This window comes from Thermosipho sp. 1074 (assembly GCF_001999655.1).
GTDB lineage: Bacteria > Thermotogota > Thermotogae > Thermotogales > Fervidobacteriaceae > Thermosipho > Thermosipho affectus.
Genome location: NZ_LBEX01000018.1, coordinates 113,390 through 129,400, shown reverse-complemented (window position 1 = coordinate 129,400; position 16,011 = coordinate 113,390). Strand labels below are relative to the sequence as shown.

General features: G+C 31.1%; 17 protein-coding genes and 1 tRNA gene. 3 read left to right on the top strand and 15 right to left on the bottom strand.

The annotated features are described in order from the left end of the window. The first annotated feature begins 2 nt into the window (after positions 1-2). Positions 3-1,178 carry a glycine C-acetyltransferase gene (locus XO08_RS07360; protein WP_075666361.1) on the top strand — a complete coding sequence of 392 codons (1,176 nt, stop codon included), beginning with the start codon at positions 3-5 and terminating at the stop codon, positions 1,176-1,178. 26 nt (positions 1,179-1,204) lie between these two features. On the opposite strand, the gene XO08_RS07355 is transcribed toward XO08_RS07360, so the two are convergent. The 5 genes from XO08_RS07355 to XO08_RS07335 form a co-directional block, all read right to left on the bottom strand. Continuing rightward, positions 1,205-1,900, bottom strand: a complete 696-nt coding sequence (locus XO08_RS07355; RefSeq protein ID WP_075666743.1) for a glycerophosphodiester phosphodiesterase family protein — start codon at positions 1,898-1,900, stop codon at positions 1,205-1,207. 16 nt (positions 1,901-1,916) lie between these two features. Further along, a complete protein-coding gene (locus tag XO08_RS07350) occupies positions 1,917-2,906 on the bottom strand; it encodes an alpha/beta hydrolase (protein ID WP_075666360.1) in 990 nt (329 codons plus the stop codon). Then, the gene (locus XO08_RS07345; protein ID WP_077287836.1) at positions 2,903-3,802 is read right to left on the bottom strand and encodes a S9 family peptidase; all 900 of its coding nucleotides are present in this window, start codon (positions 3,800-3,802) and stop codon (positions 2,903-2,905) included. The genes XO08_RS07350 and XO08_RS07345 overlap by 4 nt, the downstream gene beginning before the upstream one ends. A 20-nt stretch (positions 3,803-3,822) precedes the next feature. Next, positions 3,823-4,974, bottom strand: coding sequence for an MFS transporter (locus tag XO08_RS07340; RefSeq protein ID WP_075666358.1), 1,152 nt, complete (start codon positions 4,972-4,974; stop codon positions 3,823-3,825). A gap of 66 nt (positions 4,975-5,040) precedes the next feature. Beyond that, positions 5,041-5,655, bottom strand: coding sequence for a phosphatase PAP2 family protein (locus tag XO08_RS07335; protein ID WP_075666357.1), 615 nt, complete (start codon positions 5,653-5,655; stop codon positions 5,041-5,043). A 243-nt stretch (positions 5,656-5,898) separates the two neighbouring features. On the opposite strand from XO08_RS07335, the gene XO08_RS07330 reads away from it, so the two are divergent. Then, positions 5,899-7,203: a nucleotide sugar dehydrogenase gene (locus XO08_RS07330; RefSeq protein ID WP_075666356.1), complete on the top strand. Its 1,305-nt coding sequence runs from the start codon at positions 5,899-5,901 to the stop codon at positions 7,201-7,203. On the opposite strand, the gene XO08_RS07325 is transcribed toward XO08_RS07330, so the two are convergent. Then, on the bottom strand, positions 7,198-7,974 hold the full coding sequence (locus XO08_RS07325; RefSeq protein ID WP_075666355.1) for a glucosaminidase domain-containing protein: 777 nt from the start codon (positions 7,972-7,974) through the stop codon (positions 7,198-7,200). The two genes, XO08_RS07330 and XO08_RS07325, sit on opposite strands and share 6 nt — an antisense overlap. Before the next feature lie 62 nt (positions 7,975-8,036). Between XO08_RS07325 and XO08_RS07320 the strand changes: the two genes are divergently transcribed. Next, positions 8,037-8,711 carry a TIGR00266 family protein gene (locus XO08_RS07320; RefSeq protein WP_075666354.1) on the top strand — a complete coding sequence of 225 codons (675 nt, stop codon included), beginning with the start codon at positions 8,037-8,039 and terminating at the stop codon, positions 8,709-8,711. 251 nt (positions 8,712-8,962) lie between these two features. Here the strand turns inward: XO08_RS07320 and mnmE are convergent, their stop codons facing one another. The 9 genes from mnmE to XO08_RS07275 form a co-directional block, all read right to left on the bottom strand. Continuing rightward, on the bottom strand, positions 8,963-10,288 hold the full coding sequence (mnmE, locus tag XO08_RS07315) for a tRNA uridine-5-carboxymethylaminomethyl(34) synthesis GTPase MnmE (protein WP_075666353.1): 1,326 nt from the start codon (positions 10,286-10,288) through the stop codon (positions 8,963-8,965). Positions 10,289-10,300: 12 nt separating this feature from the next. Continuing rightward, complete coding sequence (rsmG, locus tag XO08_RS07310; protein WP_075666352.1) at positions 10,301-10,927, bottom strand: 16S rRNA (guanine(527)-N(7))-methyltransferase RsmG; 627 nt, start codon at positions 10,925-10,927, stop codon at positions 10,301-10,303. Continuing rightward, on the bottom strand, positions 10,924-11,640 hold the full coding sequence (locus tag XO08_RS07305; protein ID WP_075666351.1) for a WecB/TagA/CpsF family glycosyltransferase: 717 nt from the start codon (positions 11,638-11,640) through the stop codon (positions 10,924-10,926). The genes rsmG and XO08_RS07305 overlap by 4 nt, the downstream gene beginning before the upstream one ends. A gap of 52 nt (positions 11,641-11,692) precedes the next feature. Further along, positions 11,693-11,777: transfer RNA gene (locus tag XO08_RS07300), tRNA-Leu, on the bottom strand. Between the two features lie 19 nt (positions 11,778-11,796). Then, positions 11,797-12,957 carry a type III PLP-dependent enzyme gene (locus XO08_RS07295; RefSeq protein WP_077287834.1) on the bottom strand — a complete coding sequence of 387 codons (1,161 nt, stop codon included), beginning with the start codon at positions 12,955-12,957 and terminating at the stop codon, positions 11,797-11,799. 114 nt (positions 12,958-13,071) lie between these two features. Beyond that, on the bottom strand, positions 13,072-14,196 hold the full coding sequence (locus XO08_RS07290) for a hypothetical protein (RefSeq protein ID WP_075666350.1): 1,125 nt from the start codon (positions 14,194-14,196) through the stop codon (positions 13,072-13,074). A 14-nt stretch (positions 14,197-14,210) separates the two neighbouring features. Then, positions 14,211-14,690 carry a hypothetical protein gene (locus XO08_RS07285; protein WP_075666349.1) on the bottom strand — a complete coding sequence of 160 codons (480 nt, stop codon included), beginning with the start codon at positions 14,688-14,690 and terminating at the stop codon, positions 14,211-14,213. After that, positions 14,683-15,597, bottom strand: coding sequence for an SPFH domain-containing protein (locus tag XO08_RS07280; protein ID WP_075666348.1), 915 nt, complete (start codon positions 15,595-15,597; stop codon positions 14,683-14,685). The genes XO08_RS07285 and XO08_RS07280 overlap by 8 nt, the downstream gene beginning before the upstream one ends. Continuing rightward, the gene (locus tag XO08_RS07275; protein WP_158074255.1) at positions 15,597-16,001 is read right to left on the bottom strand and encodes an NfeD family protein; all 405 of its coding nucleotides are present in this window, start codon (positions 15,999-16,001) and stop codon (positions 15,597-15,599) included. Before XO08_RS07275 ends, XO08_RS07280 begins: the two co-directional genes overlap by 1 nt. Positions 16,002-16,011 lie beyond the last annotated feature (10 nt).

The window sequence follows — 16,011 nt, the reverse complement described above, 5'->3', positions numbered from 1 at the left end:
TTATGTTTGATTACAGTATTTTTGCAAAAGAACTTGAAAATTTAAAAGAGCAAGGGCTATACACATACATAAAAACTCTTGAATCTCCACAAGGTGCTTGGTTAACCATAAACGGAAAAAAAGTTTTAAATCTTTGCTCAAATAATTATCTTGGATTTGCAAATGAAGAAAGATTGAAAAAAGCGGCAATAAATGCGATAGAAAAATGGGGTGTAGGTCCAGGTGCAGTAAGAACTATAGCTGGTACATTTTCACTCCACAACGAACTTGAGGATACATTAGCAAAATTTAAAAAAGTTGATGCAACCATTTTCTTACAATCTGGATTTGTAGCAAACCAAGCTGTAATACCTGCAATCACCAGCGGAGAAGATGCAATCCTTTCTGATGAATTAAATCACGCTAGTATAATTGATGGTGTAAGACTTTCAAAAGCAAAAAGATTCGTATGGAAACATCGCGATATAAAAGATTTAGAAGAAAAATTAAAAGAAGCCAAAAATGCAAGAAGAAGACTAATTATAACGGATGGTGTATTCAGTATGGATGGTGACTTGGCACCACTACCGGAAATAGTTGAACTTGCAGAAAAATACAATGCCATGGTTATGGTAGATGACGCACATGGAGAGGGCGTATTAGGCAGTCATGGAAGAGGAATTGTTGATCACTTTGGATTACATGGAAGGGTTGACATTGAAATTGGGACACTATCTAAAGCATTTGGTGTATTAGGCGGCTATGTTGCCGGAAAAAAAGAATTAATTGAATATTTAAAGCAAAAAGCTAGACCTTTCCTATTCAGCAGTCCACTTTCTCCAGCTGATACCGCGGCAGCATTAGAAGCAACTAAAATACTCCAAGAATCAGATGAAAGGGTCAAAAGATTGTGGGATAATGCAAAATATTTTAAAGAAGAAATGAAAAAATTGGGTTTTGATACCGGAGAAAGTGAAACTCCAATAACTCCTGTCATGTTGTACGATGCAAAACTTTCCACACAATTTAGTAAGGAGCTTTTTGAAGAGGGAATTTTTGCACAATCAATTGGTTACCCCACTGTCCCAAAAGGTAAAGCACGAATAAGAGTTATGATAAGCGCCGTACACACAAAAGAAGATTTAGATTTTGCACTTGAAAAATTTGAAAAAGTTGGTAAAAAACTCAATGTAATATAAACAAACTGGCCTGTACAGGCCAGTTTTTACTTTTTTAAATAGTTCACAATTGTTTCTACACAATCAGTTATAACATAATCCGCCAACTTGCGTAAAAACTCAATTTCCTCAATTTTATTAACTGTCCAAATAACTACTTTTTTCTCAATACTTCTTAAAAAATTAGTTAAATAAAGAAATTTTTCCTTGTCTATGTAATAGAGATCTATGGGAATATGTGCACTGTATATATTGGTTTCTGTAAATAACTTTTTTATATCATCAAATGTTAAATCTTTATGTCTTTCATCAAATAAAAGTCCAAATTTTTCAGACTTATATATGCTTGAAAGTTCTTTTATAACTTCATGTTCAAATGAACTAAAAATTATCTCTTGCTTTCTGTTTTCTTTTATGACATATTTAACTATATCCTCTGCATTTTCAAAGTCCTTTATCTCTACATTTATTACCTTATCTTTAGGTATAATTTCAAAAACTTCATTTAAAGTTGGGACATCTGCTTTTTCTTTAATTGATTTTATGTTGCATTTTTTTACATTTAAATTTATATTAAAAACCCTTTTTAAATCTTCATCATGTGTAACAACAACTTCTCCATCTTTTGTATAATAAACATCTAATTCTATTCCATCAGCACCATATTTAATAGCTTTAGCAAAAGATTCCAACGTATTTTCAGTGAATTTTTCTGCATATCCTCTATGTCCTAATATCTTCATTACTGTACCTCCTTTGTTATTTTTCCTCATATTTTATCTTCTCCATTAGCCTTGCTTGCCTTCTAAATTCATTTACATCCATTTCTTTTAATATAAATCTTGCAAGAAAATATTGAAAAGGAAGCCAAGTTACATGTCCGGATAAAATAACATGTCGCCTTGGTTTTCCAAGCATTTCCCAAAGTATTCTTCTACTTTGTTTTGGAAGTGCTTTATCAAATAATGCTTCAATAAATATAACTCTTTCTTTTTTCACAAATTTAGCATATGCAATTGGATCAACTTTTAAAAACGGATGAATATCACTGTTTTGCATTTCCTTTACAGTTTTGAACTTACTCAATTTTTCAATATCATTTTTAAATCTATTTAAAAACCTTTCCTTTTCCCTAATATCTCCACCTAATCCCTTTTTTATATCCCTTCTCATAAAGGCTAGTGTTGGGGAATACCATATTAAAGTTCCAACATCTCCACCGGTAGTCATTAATATTGTCTTTTTAAAATCATCTGTAACTGAATTCAAAATTACACTTATCATTCCTCCAAGACAAAATCCCAATAAACAGTTATTTTCATGCCACATATTCAAAGTTTTAAAAAATTTTAAAACACTTAATATATCAATTACAGCATGTTCCCAAAACTTTGTCGCTTTTTCCACATCAGTTGAAAAATACCCTTTTCCACTAACCGAGTTATGTGGAACCCTTGTGAAATTTCCAGGTAAAATTGGAATAATAGTTCTAAGCCCTGCATTTGCAAGATGTGTACCCATCCACAACAAAAATGGAATATTACTAGTTCCAAGCCCATGTAAAATCATTAAACTTCCACCTATATCTTTTTTTGGTTCAAAAAGATACGTCTCAACTATTTCAGTCCCCTTTTCACTATTTTTATAAAATGAAGGAAATTTAATATACGAAACTCTAAATCTTTTTGACTTTAATATATAACCAGATGTATACTCAGGCATTTTAAAGTCAAAATCAAAATTTATCATTTCAAATCTCCCCTCAAAAATTTTATCGTTTCTTCCAATATATCCTTAGTTTTTTCATCTTTAAGTACAAATTCAAAGCCATGATCGCCAAATGGATGTAATAATAGCTTGGCATTATTACCTTTTTCTCTCAACTTTTTATACATTTTCACAGAAGAAAAATATGGAACAACGGAATCTTTTAAACCATGAACAAGTAAAATAGGAGGAGCATCTTTATTAACATATGTAATAGGGGAATACTTTATATACACATCTTTGGACTTTACTGGTAATCTCTTTAACGTAGTTGACACGGCAAATCTTGCAAACAAAGACGAACTTTTCCAAATATCTAAAAGATCACATGGGGTATAATAACTAACAATATTTTCCACACTAGGTTTATATTTCAATCCAAAATACAGTGCAAGATGACCACCTGCAGATAATCCCATTAAACTCACTTTTGACAACGGAAACATATTTTTTATAAATCTATAAGCATCAAAAATATCCTCAACCAATACGTCTATTTCATTTAAATAACCATATCTATAATCAATTGTTGCAACGATAAAACCTTTTGATACCAAATATCTATACCATGAAACGTTGTTAGGTTGTCTTCTATAGCCACTTATCCATCCTCCACCATGAGCAAATAAAACCACATTATTTGTTTCAATTTTCGGATAATATAAATCTAACCATAAATTTTCTTTATATTTATAAGTTTCTTTTTTTAGCCAGCTTTTTCTCTCTAAATTAAAAGGTAGTTTCCCCAACACAGACCTTTTTACAATTGGTATTTGTAATATAAAAAATATAAATATTGCAATTGTAAAGTTAAAAAATGAGATTACAAACAAAGACAAATATACCAAAAATTTGAACCAAGCTTTTATATTAATCATTTACTATATTATACCAAAATTTAGTCGTAAAATCTTTTATCCTTCCCCACCATATTTTTATAAAAAATAATCATCAAAAAACCATTAATAAAATAAAACACTGAACTTATTAAAAATATAATCATATACCCTTTACTTGACAATGCTAAAACAGAGAACAATATTGCTGCAAATGCACGACTAACGTTATTTGCGAAATTCCTTATACCAGTACTAGATGCTAAAATATTGGATGGAAGATAAGATAATACGAGTGTGTTGAAAATAGGATTAACCATATTCATAATAGTAAATCTGCCTATATAAATTGTTGTAAACGTTATTGGTTCCCTTATAAAAGCTAATAATAAAATTAAAATAGGAACAACCATATTTGATAACATTAAAACCTTTGCAGCTCCAAATTTTTTACCCAGTTTATGCGAAAAAGTTGAACCAATACTTGTACCTAGCTGTGCCAATGCAAGTATAAAACCTATAAAAGTAGCAGTCAAAGAAAATAAATCGTAAAAAATTACATTTCCAAAATGTATGAATAATCCTGCACCAAACCCTACGCTCGCAGTTGAAAAGATATAAAATGCAAATATTTTCTTTTGAAACTCATTTAATTTAACATTTTCAACTTTCACCTTATTTTCAATTATATTCATCACTGGCAAAATCGAAAAAAACCTTAAAACCATAGCAAGTATCATTGTAAATCTAAACCCTAACAAATCACCCAAAAATCCGCCTATTCCATTTCCTAAAACACCCGTAAACATATTAACCCCAAAATTCAATCCAAAATACTTTGCCCTGTTCTTATGATGCGTATTTTCAACCAAAAATACATCAGTTAAAAGTCTAATAGAAGCGTTAAAACCTCCAAATAAAAATGAAAAAACATAAAGCAACATTAAATTTGAAGGATTCAAACGTAATATAGCAAAAAGAGAAACCAATGGTTGAACAACAAATAACATCTTTTTTCTACCGTATTTATCCGATAAAATTCCTATTATTAAACCCAAAATGGCACTACCCCAAAGATTAACAGACATTATGGTTCCTATAATGTCGTTTTGATATCCTAAATTTTTTAAGTACAAATTAAACAACACCTGATAAATATTTCTTGAAATCCCATTAATCAAAGTAAAAAATATAATTCTATTCGCAATAGCCATATAATCTCTCCTTATATTTAGCTTTACAAACTAATTATACCTTAAAATAAAAAAACTTCCAGGTTCTCACCTGGAAGTTATATAAAATGATTTACCAATCGAATATCCTATTAAAGCCCCAAAAACAACATCACTTAACCAATGATAATTTCCAACTAACCGTGAAAAAGAAAACAAAAAGGGTACTAAATAAAAAAAGTCACCATATCTTTCAGCAATTGGCGTAAAAAGTGCCCATGCAAATGCGCTATGTCCCGAAGGAAATGAATGATTTTTACCTTCAAAGGAAAAAAAATTAAAAACAAATGGTTTTTCATAACTATTAGGTCTTCCCCTACCAATAATCATTTTTAAGGAATATGTTATCACACTTGTAAATCCAACACTTTCAACCATTGTAAACGAAGTATATGGATCATCAAAACAAACTAAAAAAGATGTAATTCCCAAAAACGTCAAAAAATCCAATTCGCCCATACTGTTTATTTTCTCAATAATAACATTGTTAAACATTGATAAATCTAAACTATTTACATAATCATCTAATAAAAAAGTTCCAGAAAATAAAAAAATATTCTCTAGTCGATAATTTACAGATTCAACATCTACTAGAACTTCATCCAAAGAAAATGAAAAAATAAATGTAGAAATAATAATTATTATCAATATAATTTTTTTCATATCTATATTATACCAAAAATCAAATTACACAACATACCTTTTTACTTTTAATTTTCAAAAAATTACACACATAATCATAATCTGTAGTTTTAGTAAGTTATTAATAAAACTATTCTAAGTTCTAAAATTCTTCAAGTATTGTATCGCTTTCTATCATGACCATCTATTCACTTGACATTCTCAAAATAAGATAATATAATGTATGTGTATTCACTCAATGAACGAATATACGGAGGTGTAACTATGAGTAAATTATATAGCAAGATAATAGAAAAAAAAGCATTAATTGGTGTAATGGGCTTAGGATACGTTGGACTACCACTTGCAGTTGAAAAAGCAAGAGCAGGTTACAAAGTTATCGGTTTTGACATACAACAAAAAAGAGTAGATATGGTAAATTCAGGACAAAATTATATAGGTGATGTTCAAGATGAAGAACTAAAAGAATTAGTTTCAAAAAAGATACTCAGTGCAACAACAAATTTTGATGAACTTTCAAAATGTGACGTTGTGAGTATTTGTGTGCCTACTCCTTTAGATAAATTTAAACAACCTGATCTTTCATACATTATTCAAACTTCTAAAGATATCGCAAAAAGACTTCACAAAGAACAGCTTATAATACTTGAAAGCACCACCTATCCTGGAACAACGGAAGAAGTAGTTTTACCTATTTTACTAGAAACAGGCTTAAAAATTGGAAATGATTTTTATCTAGCATTTAGCCCTGAAAGGGTAGATCCAGGAAATATTAGGTATAAAACAAGAAATACTCCAAAAGTAGTTGGAGGCATCACAAAAGAATGTACAAAACATGCAAAAGCATTGTATGAAAATGTCTTAGATGCTCCTGTATTTCCGGTAAGTTCGCCCAAAACAGCTGAAATGGCAAAAATTTTGGAAAATACATTTAGATTGGTAAATATTGCACTTGTACAAGAAATGACAAAAGTTGCCGAAAAAATGGATGTAAATATTTGGGAAGTAATAAATGCAGCTGCCACAAAACCTTTCGGATATATGCCATTTTACCCCGGTCCCGGAATAGGTGGTCACTGTATTCCAATTGATCCATTTTATTTATCCTATAAAGCAAGAGAATATGATTTACACCTAATGCTGGTTGAACAAGCGGGACAAATCGCAGATGAAATGCCATATTACGTTGTACAAAGACTTGGAGATATTTTAAATGAATTCAAAAAACCATTTAACGGTAGTAATATTTTAGTACTTGGAGTTGCTTACAAGGGAAATATAGACGACATGAGAGAAAGTCCTGCCCTAAAAGTAATTGAAATACTTGAAAGAAAAAAGACAAATATTTCCTATTTCGACCCATTTATACCTGAATTTGAATTAAATGGTAAAAAATATAAATCAATTAAACTCACCAAAGATAATTTAAAAAACTTTGACGGTGCTATAGTTACTACCGGACATACTTTAGGAGTAGACTATAACCTAATTATTGAGAATGTCCCGTTTGTATTTGACACAAAAAATATACTCAAAAACTTTAGAAGTGAAAATATATTTGTTTTATAATTTTGGAAGATGCTTTATCACAGTTTTTACTATTTCTACGTATTTTTCCCTCATTTGAGAATAATACACTAGGCCATCTGCAGGATGGCCTTTTTCTATTCCCGCACGTATTAGTCTGAATTTTTTATAATACGGTAATCTGTTCAAATTTAAAGCATAACTTCTCACAGAATCTTCTAAAGTTCTAAAATATTCTATCTCATATATTTCACCATCTGGCCTTTCGTCTGGTACTATTCCAGTACCAGGTTCGTATGTCCATTCGCCAAAAATATTATTTGCGTAAACGGCAAATTTACTCGTTCCCCACGCAGATTCAATAGCTGCCTGAGCAATTGCCAAATCCTCGGGAATTTTATCCACCTTTATCAATAATTCATCATATGATTTTGCATAGTACTTTTTAATAAATTTTCTCAATTTACCCAAGTCCCCTTTTTTTTTCAAAATAATGATTTTCTCTCTTTCAGCCAGAATTTCACTATTTACCTTTCTTATTATCGGCAACATTATTTTTACAAAAAGCTCTTTTCGTACATCTACCGGTGCATCTTTTAAATCTTTTGGGAATGATTTTAAATAAACTCTTGGAGGATTTTTTAAAGAAGTATATCCTATTTCATCAAAAAAATTTTTTAAATCTTTCCAACTTTCAAAACTTACCTCTATTTCTTTCTCAAATAACGGGAAATAATTAAATTCTGAATAAATAACAAAAAAATCAAATACCAAAAATGATATAATTATAATCGAAAAAAATAGTTTTTTCATACTCTCACCTCGCAATAAATATTAACATAAAATATTTGATTTTAAATTAAAGGAGGGTTAAAATGGAATTTAAGGTTGAATTTAAAGGATCCTATGCTATACTTTTCGCGCATTTAGATCCAGGAGAAACAGTTATAGGGGAATCAGGTGCAATGGTTTCTATTTCCGGAAATGTGGACATAAAGACGACAACAGGTGGAGTTTTCAAAGCCTTAAAAAGGGCTTTCCTAGGAGGAGAACATATATTTTTGAACAAATATACTGCGAAAAATAAAAGTACTATATTATTTGCTCCTAGACTCCCTGGAGATATTGATGTAATTGATCTAAATGGAACAGTGTTTTTACAATCAACTTCATATTTAGCATCAGAAGAAAATATCGATTTAGATACAAAATTTGGAGGATTTAAAACATTTTTTTCAGGTGAAGGGTTCTTTTTATTAAAATTATCTGGCATTGGTAAAGTGGCAATTTCTTCTTTTGGTGCTATATTTAAAATCACACTTCAACCAGGAGAAAAACTAACCGTTGATACTGGACATGTTGTTGCATTTGATGAAACTGTAAAATACTCTGTTAGAACTTTTGGTGGAATCAAATCCACAATCTTTGGTGGAGAAGGACTAGTAGTCGATTTTGAAGGCCCTGGTAATGTATATATACAAACCAGGAATTATCCAGATTACGTAAAATGGATAAAAAGTATCGCACCAAAAGATACGGGAAGTAGATAAATTCATAATTAATTACGAACCAAAATCACACAAACTAAGTCAAAATATATGCAAAAGTGGGAAAAAACATTTAAATATTATTAAAGCAAAAGTTTTAATTAATTATTAACACAAATGGTTCATAATAGAAACTTTGGTCTGACTAACTTTGTAACATAACTCGTGTATTATTTTAATTAGAGAAACCCCCTATCCCCCTTGAGATACACCCCCCACAGCTTTGAGCGGGCCAAAAAAAGGCCCGTATTTTTTTATTTTCCAACACAAAAATTTGAAAAAATATTATCCAACAAATCATCCGTAAATCTTCTTCCTAGTAATATATCAAATTCTTCTAAAGCCTTTCTTAAATCAAAAGATATAATATCCAATTCAAAACCTTCTTCTAAACTTTTAACCGCACGTTCCAGATATAAATTAACTCTTTCCAATATTTCTACTTGTCTTTGAGTTGTTATATGCGATGAAGTACCACTTTCCACTATATCTTTTACTTTTGATATTATTTTATTTTCAAGATTTCTTAATCCCTCTCCAGTAAGAGCACTTATTTTCACTTCGTCTTCAAATTTCTTGTTAATTTTCAAACTACTATCACATTTATTCCAAATAGGAATAAAATTATTATTTTCTATCTCTTTTAATATGAACTCATCTTCTTTCGTAAATCCGGTACTAGCATCTAATACGAAAAGTACTATATCAGCTTTTTTCATTTCCCTTAGACTTCTATCAATTCCAATTTTTTCCACGATATCTTCTGTCTCTCTAATACCAGCTGTATCTACAATGATAAATCTCACACCATTAATATCGATTTCACCTTTTATCACATCTCGTGTAGTTCCTGGGATATCGGTAACAATCGCCCTATCCTCTAAGAGCAACCTATTTAATAAAGTGGACTTTCCAGAATTTGGTTTTCCAACAATCGTCATAACAATTCCAGCGTTTAACATTAGAGCTTTTTTGCTATTTGTTACCTTGTTATCTATTTCATTTTTTATTCTAAAAATCTCTTTTACTATGTTTTTCGTATCAATTTCTATGTCATCTGGATAATCAACTGTTACTTCTATTTCAGATAAAATATTCAAAATCTCCCTACGATAGTATTCTATCTCTTCATTAAGCCCTCCATTTAAATTTTGCAAAGACATTTTTAATGAAATCTCGCTTTTTGCTTCTATTATTTGATATATGGCTTCTGCTTGAACAAGCGAAATTTTTCCATTCAAAAATGCCCTCTTTGTGAACTCTCCACGTTCTGCAAGGCGTGCTCCACTCGACAAAACAGTTTCCAATATTTTACGAGTAACAATAACTCCACCGTGGGCATATATTTCAACTAAATCATTTCCCGTATAACTTTTTGGTGATTTGAAAAATACAACATTAACTTGATCAATAATTTCATTTTCAAAATATATGTAGGTACTGTAAACCATTCTATGTTTTATTTCATCTAAATTCGTAAGTTTTTTTATAATTTCATAACTTTTTGGGCCATCTATTCTTATAACAGATATAGCCCCCGTTCCATAAGGTGATGAAATTGCCGAAATTGTATCGTACATATACAATCCTCCCTACAAAGGACTCTTTAAAATTTTATTATACCTTCTTGGAAACTTGTCTACACTTTCTTTCTTTTCAAAAATAAGTAAAACCCTCTTTTTACTCAAAATGTTATATTCAACAATTTCAGTCAATTCTACCTTTAAAACCTCAATTGCATTCTTTGCATTCTCTAATTCTTTAAGATATTCTCTACCTTTATACAAAAAAACTCTTCCGCCAACTTTCGCAAATGGTACGGTAAGTTCTAAAATAATCCTCAATTCCGCAACTGCTCTTGAAAAAACGTTATCAAAAGTTCCTTTTAAATTTTTTTGCTCTTCAATTCTTCCATGTAAAAATTCCAAATTATTTATCCCAAGCATTCTACAGGTATTTCTGATATAATCAACCTTTTTCCTAGAAGCATCAACTAATAGTCCTTTCATATGTTTAAATGCAATACCGATAAAAACTCCTGGAACTCCCCCACCAGTCCCAACATCTAAAAAATTCCCTTCTAATTTAATTTTCTCTAAAGGAATTAAACTATCTAGCGCAAGCAGGTAATAGGCAAGATTTTCATCCTTTATCGCAGTAAGATTAAACGGCGCATTAACAATTCTTTTAATGTATTCTCTTATAACATTTTCTTTCATCTTATCTTTCCTCTTAATACTAAAAATGTGTATTTTATAATCTCAATAGGAATATGTCGTTTTTTTATAGGTGATTGTAACCATCTATAAAACCATTCCAATTTCATCTTTTGAAAAAAACTGGGGGCTCTCTTTTTTGTTCCAGAAATAACATCAAAACTTCCACCAACACCCATGGCCAACTTGAAAGGAAGAAAAAAATTATTATATATCCACTCCTCCTGCTTTGGCACACCCATTCCTACAAACAAAAGTTCTGGCTTTAAAGCTTCTATCTCTTCTAGCGGTGTAAAATCATTTTCGGAAAAATATCCATGATAATACCCAACGATATTTACTCCTTCCTCTCTTAGTCTTTTTGCCGCTTCTTCCACAACCTTTGTTCTCGAACCAAGCAAATATACTTTCCAATTGTACTCTTTTGCTTTTCTACACAAATACAACATTGTATCTATACCGGTAATTCTATCCGTTAAGATATTTCTATTTCTCTTTAATGCCCATACTATTCCAGAACCATCTGGTATAATATAATTTGCTTTTTCGACTATTTTTCTATAATAACTATCCTTTAATGTACGCAAAAGTATAGAGGCATTCAAAGTAACAACAAAAGTCTTCTGACCGTCATTTATACTTCTTACTATTTTTTTTCTTACTTCTTCTTCCTTTCCAATAGTTAATTTCAATTGTGAAAAATTCACTACTTCCACATCTTCCACCTTTCTATTTTTTCAAATACAAAAAATCCCGGAAACCCGGGACTGGTGCCGAGGGCGGGATTTGAACCCGCACGGGAGAACCCACATGATCCTGAGTCATGCGCGTCTGCCAATTCCGCCACCTCGGCTCAACCACATATTATTATATCACACTTCTTCTACCATTTCTTCTTTAACAAACAACTTTTCAAAAATTATTTTCGGCGATTGTATTCCATTGAAATTTGTGCTGTATTCTGTTGTATATGCCCCTGTATTGTACAATACTAACAAATCATCCATAGTAGTACTTTCAGGAAGTTCTATATCATAGTACATTACATCTACACTGTCGCAAGTAGGTCCTGCAAGGACAAAAGAACACTTACTCTCTCTTTCTTTTCCTATAACTTCAACTTCATACTTTATATTTTGAATTGTTTCAGTTAAACCATGAAAAACTCCTGCGTCTGTATAAACCCAATTTTCGTCTCCTTTTTTACTCCTAAGTATCACACTAGTTACCATTGCTCCAGCATTCCCGACCATAGAACGTCCCGGTTCTAAAACTACTAAGGTGTCTTCCCCTATATATTCAACAATTGATTTATTTATAACGTCACAAATTTCTTCAATTTGCGGTATCTCTTTTGAATACTTCACCGGCATTCCCCCACCGGTGTTTACCATATACATATCTATTCCCATTCTTTTTGCCTCTTCAAATATTACAGATACTTCTCTAATAGCCACTTGCCAATTATCAGGTCTATAGTTTTGGGAACCCACGTGAAAACTAACTCCAATGGGATTTAACCCTAACTTACTTGCATATTTTACTAACTTTATTGCATGATCAACGCTTGTTCCAAACTTTCTTGTAAGTGGCCAATCTGCATCATCTTCCATACCATTAGTACTTATTCTAACGTATATATCTGAACTTGGCGCATTACTTGCTATTTTTTCAAGTTCCATTTCACTATCTACCGCAAACATTCTTATTCCATTTTCATATGCAAAAACAATATCTGATGCTTTTTTAATAGTATTTCCAAAACTCATTCTATGTGGTTCCACACCTAAAGACAGTAATTTTTCTATCTCAGGTTTAGACGCCACATCAAAATAGCTACCTAAATCTCTTAAAAGCTTTAGAATTTCTACATGGGAGTTGGCTTTAACAGCATAGTAAATTCTAGAGTTTTTAACATTTTTAACTAATTTTTCGTAATTTTCCTTAATCACATCTAGATCCATTACTAAAACAGGTGTTCCAAAGTTTTTGGCAAGTTTTTTTAACTTTTTATTAATCAATTCTTTAGTCACTTACCCCACTCCCTTCCTGTTAAAATCTAAATAAATAATAAAACAATTAATGCTACATTAAAACGTTTATTATTTTAACATTTCACTACAAAAGGTTACAATTCAGGAGTGAGGTTACATGAACAAATACATTAAATGTGCTACTATCCCAGCAACTAATCCCCCAACAGTATGCGAAAGAATAGCTTTTCCAGTAAGGTGCCTGTATCCCAATTCATCCATCATAGCAATATGTGTACTTAGATATCCACTCCAAGTCATTCCCATAGCGGTAAAAACGGCAATATCATTTGGTGTTACAATATTCATATCAATAAACTTAGGTATAAGTGCCAACGCTGCTCCTGTAGAACCAAGAGATGTTAATGGAAAGGCAATTAATTCTGGACTTGAAAAACCAAAAAGCCATTTCAAGATAACAAATATCTTCTTACCAATATAAGGTAAAATGGGTATTCCTTCATATGCAAGACCCTGGTACCCTATGCTTGGATCTTTTGGACCAAAGGTTATAATCATAACAAAAGTACTTATCACAAGTACTCCAGGTATAATTCCAATTCCTATATCTACACCACTTTTCCCCCCATCGAGGAGTGCTTCCAAAAATCTTTCCATAATACTACCATGCCTTGAGCTACTATAGTATTTTTCAGAAACAAATTTTTCATTTGAGGAATTACCCAATTCCCTCTTTGTATAAAAAGAAAATATCCTTACACTTGTAACACTACCAACTAAAGCACCTATATTCCCAATTAAGACTGCAGGAAAAAGATTAATTCCCATACGTACACCCTGAGCTACCATAAAAGTTGAAACAATTAATCCCATCCCAAACGATGTGCCAAGGTTACACAAAAGAGGCTGTTGCCATTTCTCAAAATTTTTCATAAATCTTTTATCTTTAGCAAGAGCTATAATAGCAGGATTATCTGAAAAGTAAGTTGTTAAAATCCCCATTGCAGCAACTCCAGGAAGATTATAAAGAGGTTTTATAAAAGGCTTTAAAAGTACATCAATTAAATCTGCAACTCCAAATTCAAACAAAAGCCCGGAAAAAGCCCCCGTTATTACAGCAATTGACATTATAAAAAAGACAGTATTTATTAACAAATCATGTGCAGTGAGCATTAACGTTTTAAAAAAATTAGAAACTCCCATGTAGGAGTTTACAAATATAAAGAGTAATATTAAAATTCCTAAAAAAACTAAAGCTTCTGCCCTAATTTTTTTCACAATTATCCCCTTTCTCAGTCCAATTTTAGAAAAATCAAAATCACTCCAACTAATAAAGATATAACACCTACCAACATAGCATGCAAGGACTGAGAAATGGCATATGAAGCTATTAAAATCACCAAAAGCTTAAAAAAGCTCCCTATAATCCTTTTACGGACTCTTTTAATGGAAAAAAGCGAATATTCAAATCTGTCTTTTCCAAGTGCAAGTACTAATATTCTAAACCTAACATCAATAGAGTAAATTTCACGTATAATTCTATATATTTGATATAAAGTAGAAATAAGTAAAAAAAACAAAAAGCACAATATTCCAGATGATATAAAATACCATCCAAGGATTCCAAATCCAAGAACCATTATCTCATTAAAAAATCTAAATGTGTTATATTTAAAAAATGAATTCGAAATAACTATAAAAAACACAGTCAAAACAGAAATCAGGAGCCCCAAGGCTCCTGAGATCAAAGAAATTAAAAAGGCATTAATCATTATTATCTTCACCGCCATTTTTGAACATTTCAGAAATAGCACCTATACTTCCCAAAATTCCCGAAACTTCTACTGGTAAGAATATTTTAGTAGCATTACCATTTGCAACTTCTTTTAACGTTTCAAGATATCTAATTGCTATAACATCATTTGTTGGTTTTCCTTCATGTATAGATTTAAAAATGTACATTATAGCTTCTCCTTGCCCTTGTGCTTCAGCAATTAATTTATATTTATTTGCTTCTGCTACCTTCTTAATAGCTTCTGCCTCACCTTCTGATTTTAAAATTGCCGCTTGTTTTTGACCTTCTGCTTTTAAAATTTCAGACTGTCTTATTCCTTCTGCTTCAAGAATTGCAGCCCTCTTAGTCCTTTCAGCTTTCATTTGTTTGCTCATTGCTTCCATAATATCTTTTGGTGGATCTATTTTCTTTATTTCTACTCTTGTAATACGAATTCCCCATTTATCTGTTGCCTCATCAAGTACTGTACGAAGTTTTGTGTTAATTCGTTCTCTTGAAGTTAAAGTCTGATCCAATTCTAACTCACCAATAACGTTTCTTAAATTAGTTTGCGCAAGTTTTATAGTCGCAAATTCAAAATTACTTACGTTATAAACTGCCTTGTATGCATCGGTAATTTCGTAATATATAACCGCATCTACCGTTACAACCACATTATCCTTTGTAATAACCTCTTGGGGTGGTACATCAATTACGTGTTCCCTTAAATCTACCTTTATCATCCTATCAAAAAATGGAATTATAAAATGTATACCCGCTTTTAATTCTTTTTTAAATTTTCCCAATCTTTCCACTAATCCTCTTTCATATGGCCTAACAATCTTTATACCAGATAAAGCTACTATAAACAAGAAAAATATAAAAATCAAAAATAACAAGTACATCAATCTCCCCCCTCATTTTCCAGTTTTGTCACAACCAAATGAGCTCCTTCTACCTTTAAAATTTTCACATATTTTCCCTTTTCGATTATTTCATCTTCTTTTGAAAAAGCCCTCCAAGTATCTCCATTAACCTTAATAATCCCTTTACCAGATTTATTATCAATATCTTCTAAAACTAAAGCCTTCTTTCCAATAATATCATCAATATTTATTTTCCTTGTTTGTTCTCCCGTTATCTTATCCACAAGAGGCCTTGTAAAAACAACCAATACTCCAGAAACTACTATAAACACGACAAGCTCCCAAATCGTATTCCCAATAAAATAAGCAACTAAAGACGATGCTAAAGCCCCTACTCCAAACCAAAATATAAAAAATGTTGGTATTAAAATCTCCATTACCATTAAAATCAGA

Bases quoted from the DNA above. Each gene is read 5' to 3' on its own strand.
- XO08_RS07360 (WP_075666361.1), top strand. From the start codon at position 3: ATGTTTGATTACAGTATTTTTGCAAAAGAACTTGAAAATTTAAAAGAG.
- XO08_RS07355 (WP_075666743.1), bottom strand. From the start codon at position 1,900: ATGAAGATATTAGGACATAGAGGATATGCAGAAAAATTCACTGAAAAT.
- XO08_RS07350 (WP_075666360.1), bottom strand. From the start codon at position 2,906: ATGATAAATTTTGATTTTGACTTTAAAATGCCTGAGTATACATCTGGT.
- XO08_RS07345 (WP_077287836.1), bottom strand. From the start codon at position 3,802: ATGATTAATATAAAAGCTTGGTTCAAATTTTTGGTATATTTGTCTTTG.
- XO08_RS07340 (WP_075666358.1), bottom strand. From the start codon at position 4,974: ATGGCTATTGCGAATAGAATTATATTTTTTACTTTGATTAATGGGATT.
- XO08_RS07335 (WP_075666357.1), bottom strand. From the start codon at position 5,655: ATGAAAAAAATTATATTGATAATAATTATTATTTCTACATTTATTTTT.
- XO08_RS07330 (WP_075666356.1), top strand. From the start codon at position 5,899: ATGAGTAAATTATATAGCAAGATAATAGAAAAAAAAGCATTAATTGGT.
- XO08_RS07325 (WP_075666355.1), bottom strand. From the start codon at position 7,974: ATGAAAAAACTATTTTTTTCGATTATAATTATATCATTTTTGGTATTT.
- XO08_RS07320 (WP_075666354.1), top strand. From the start codon at position 8,037: ATGGAATTTAAGGTTGAATTTAAAGGATCCTATGCTATACTTTTCGCG.
- mnmE (WP_075666353.1), bottom strand. From the start codon at position 10,288: ATGTACGATACAATTTCGGCAATTTCATCACCTTATGGAACGGGGGCT.
- rsmG (WP_075666352.1), bottom strand. From the start codon at position 10,927: ATGAAAGAAAATGTTATAAGAGAATACATTAAAAGAATTGTTAATGCG.
- XO08_RS07285 (WP_075666349.1), bottom strand. From the start codon at position 14,690: ATGATTAATGCCTTTTTAATTTCTTTGATCTCAGGAGCCTTGGGGCTC.
- XO08_RS07280 (WP_075666348.1), bottom strand. From the start codon at position 15,597: ATGTACTTGTTATTTTTGATTTTTATATTTTTCTTGTTTATAGTAGCT.
- XO08_RS07275 (WP_158074255.1), bottom strand. From the start codon at position 16,001: ATGGTAATGGAGATTTTAATACCAACATTTTTTATATTTTGGTTTGGA.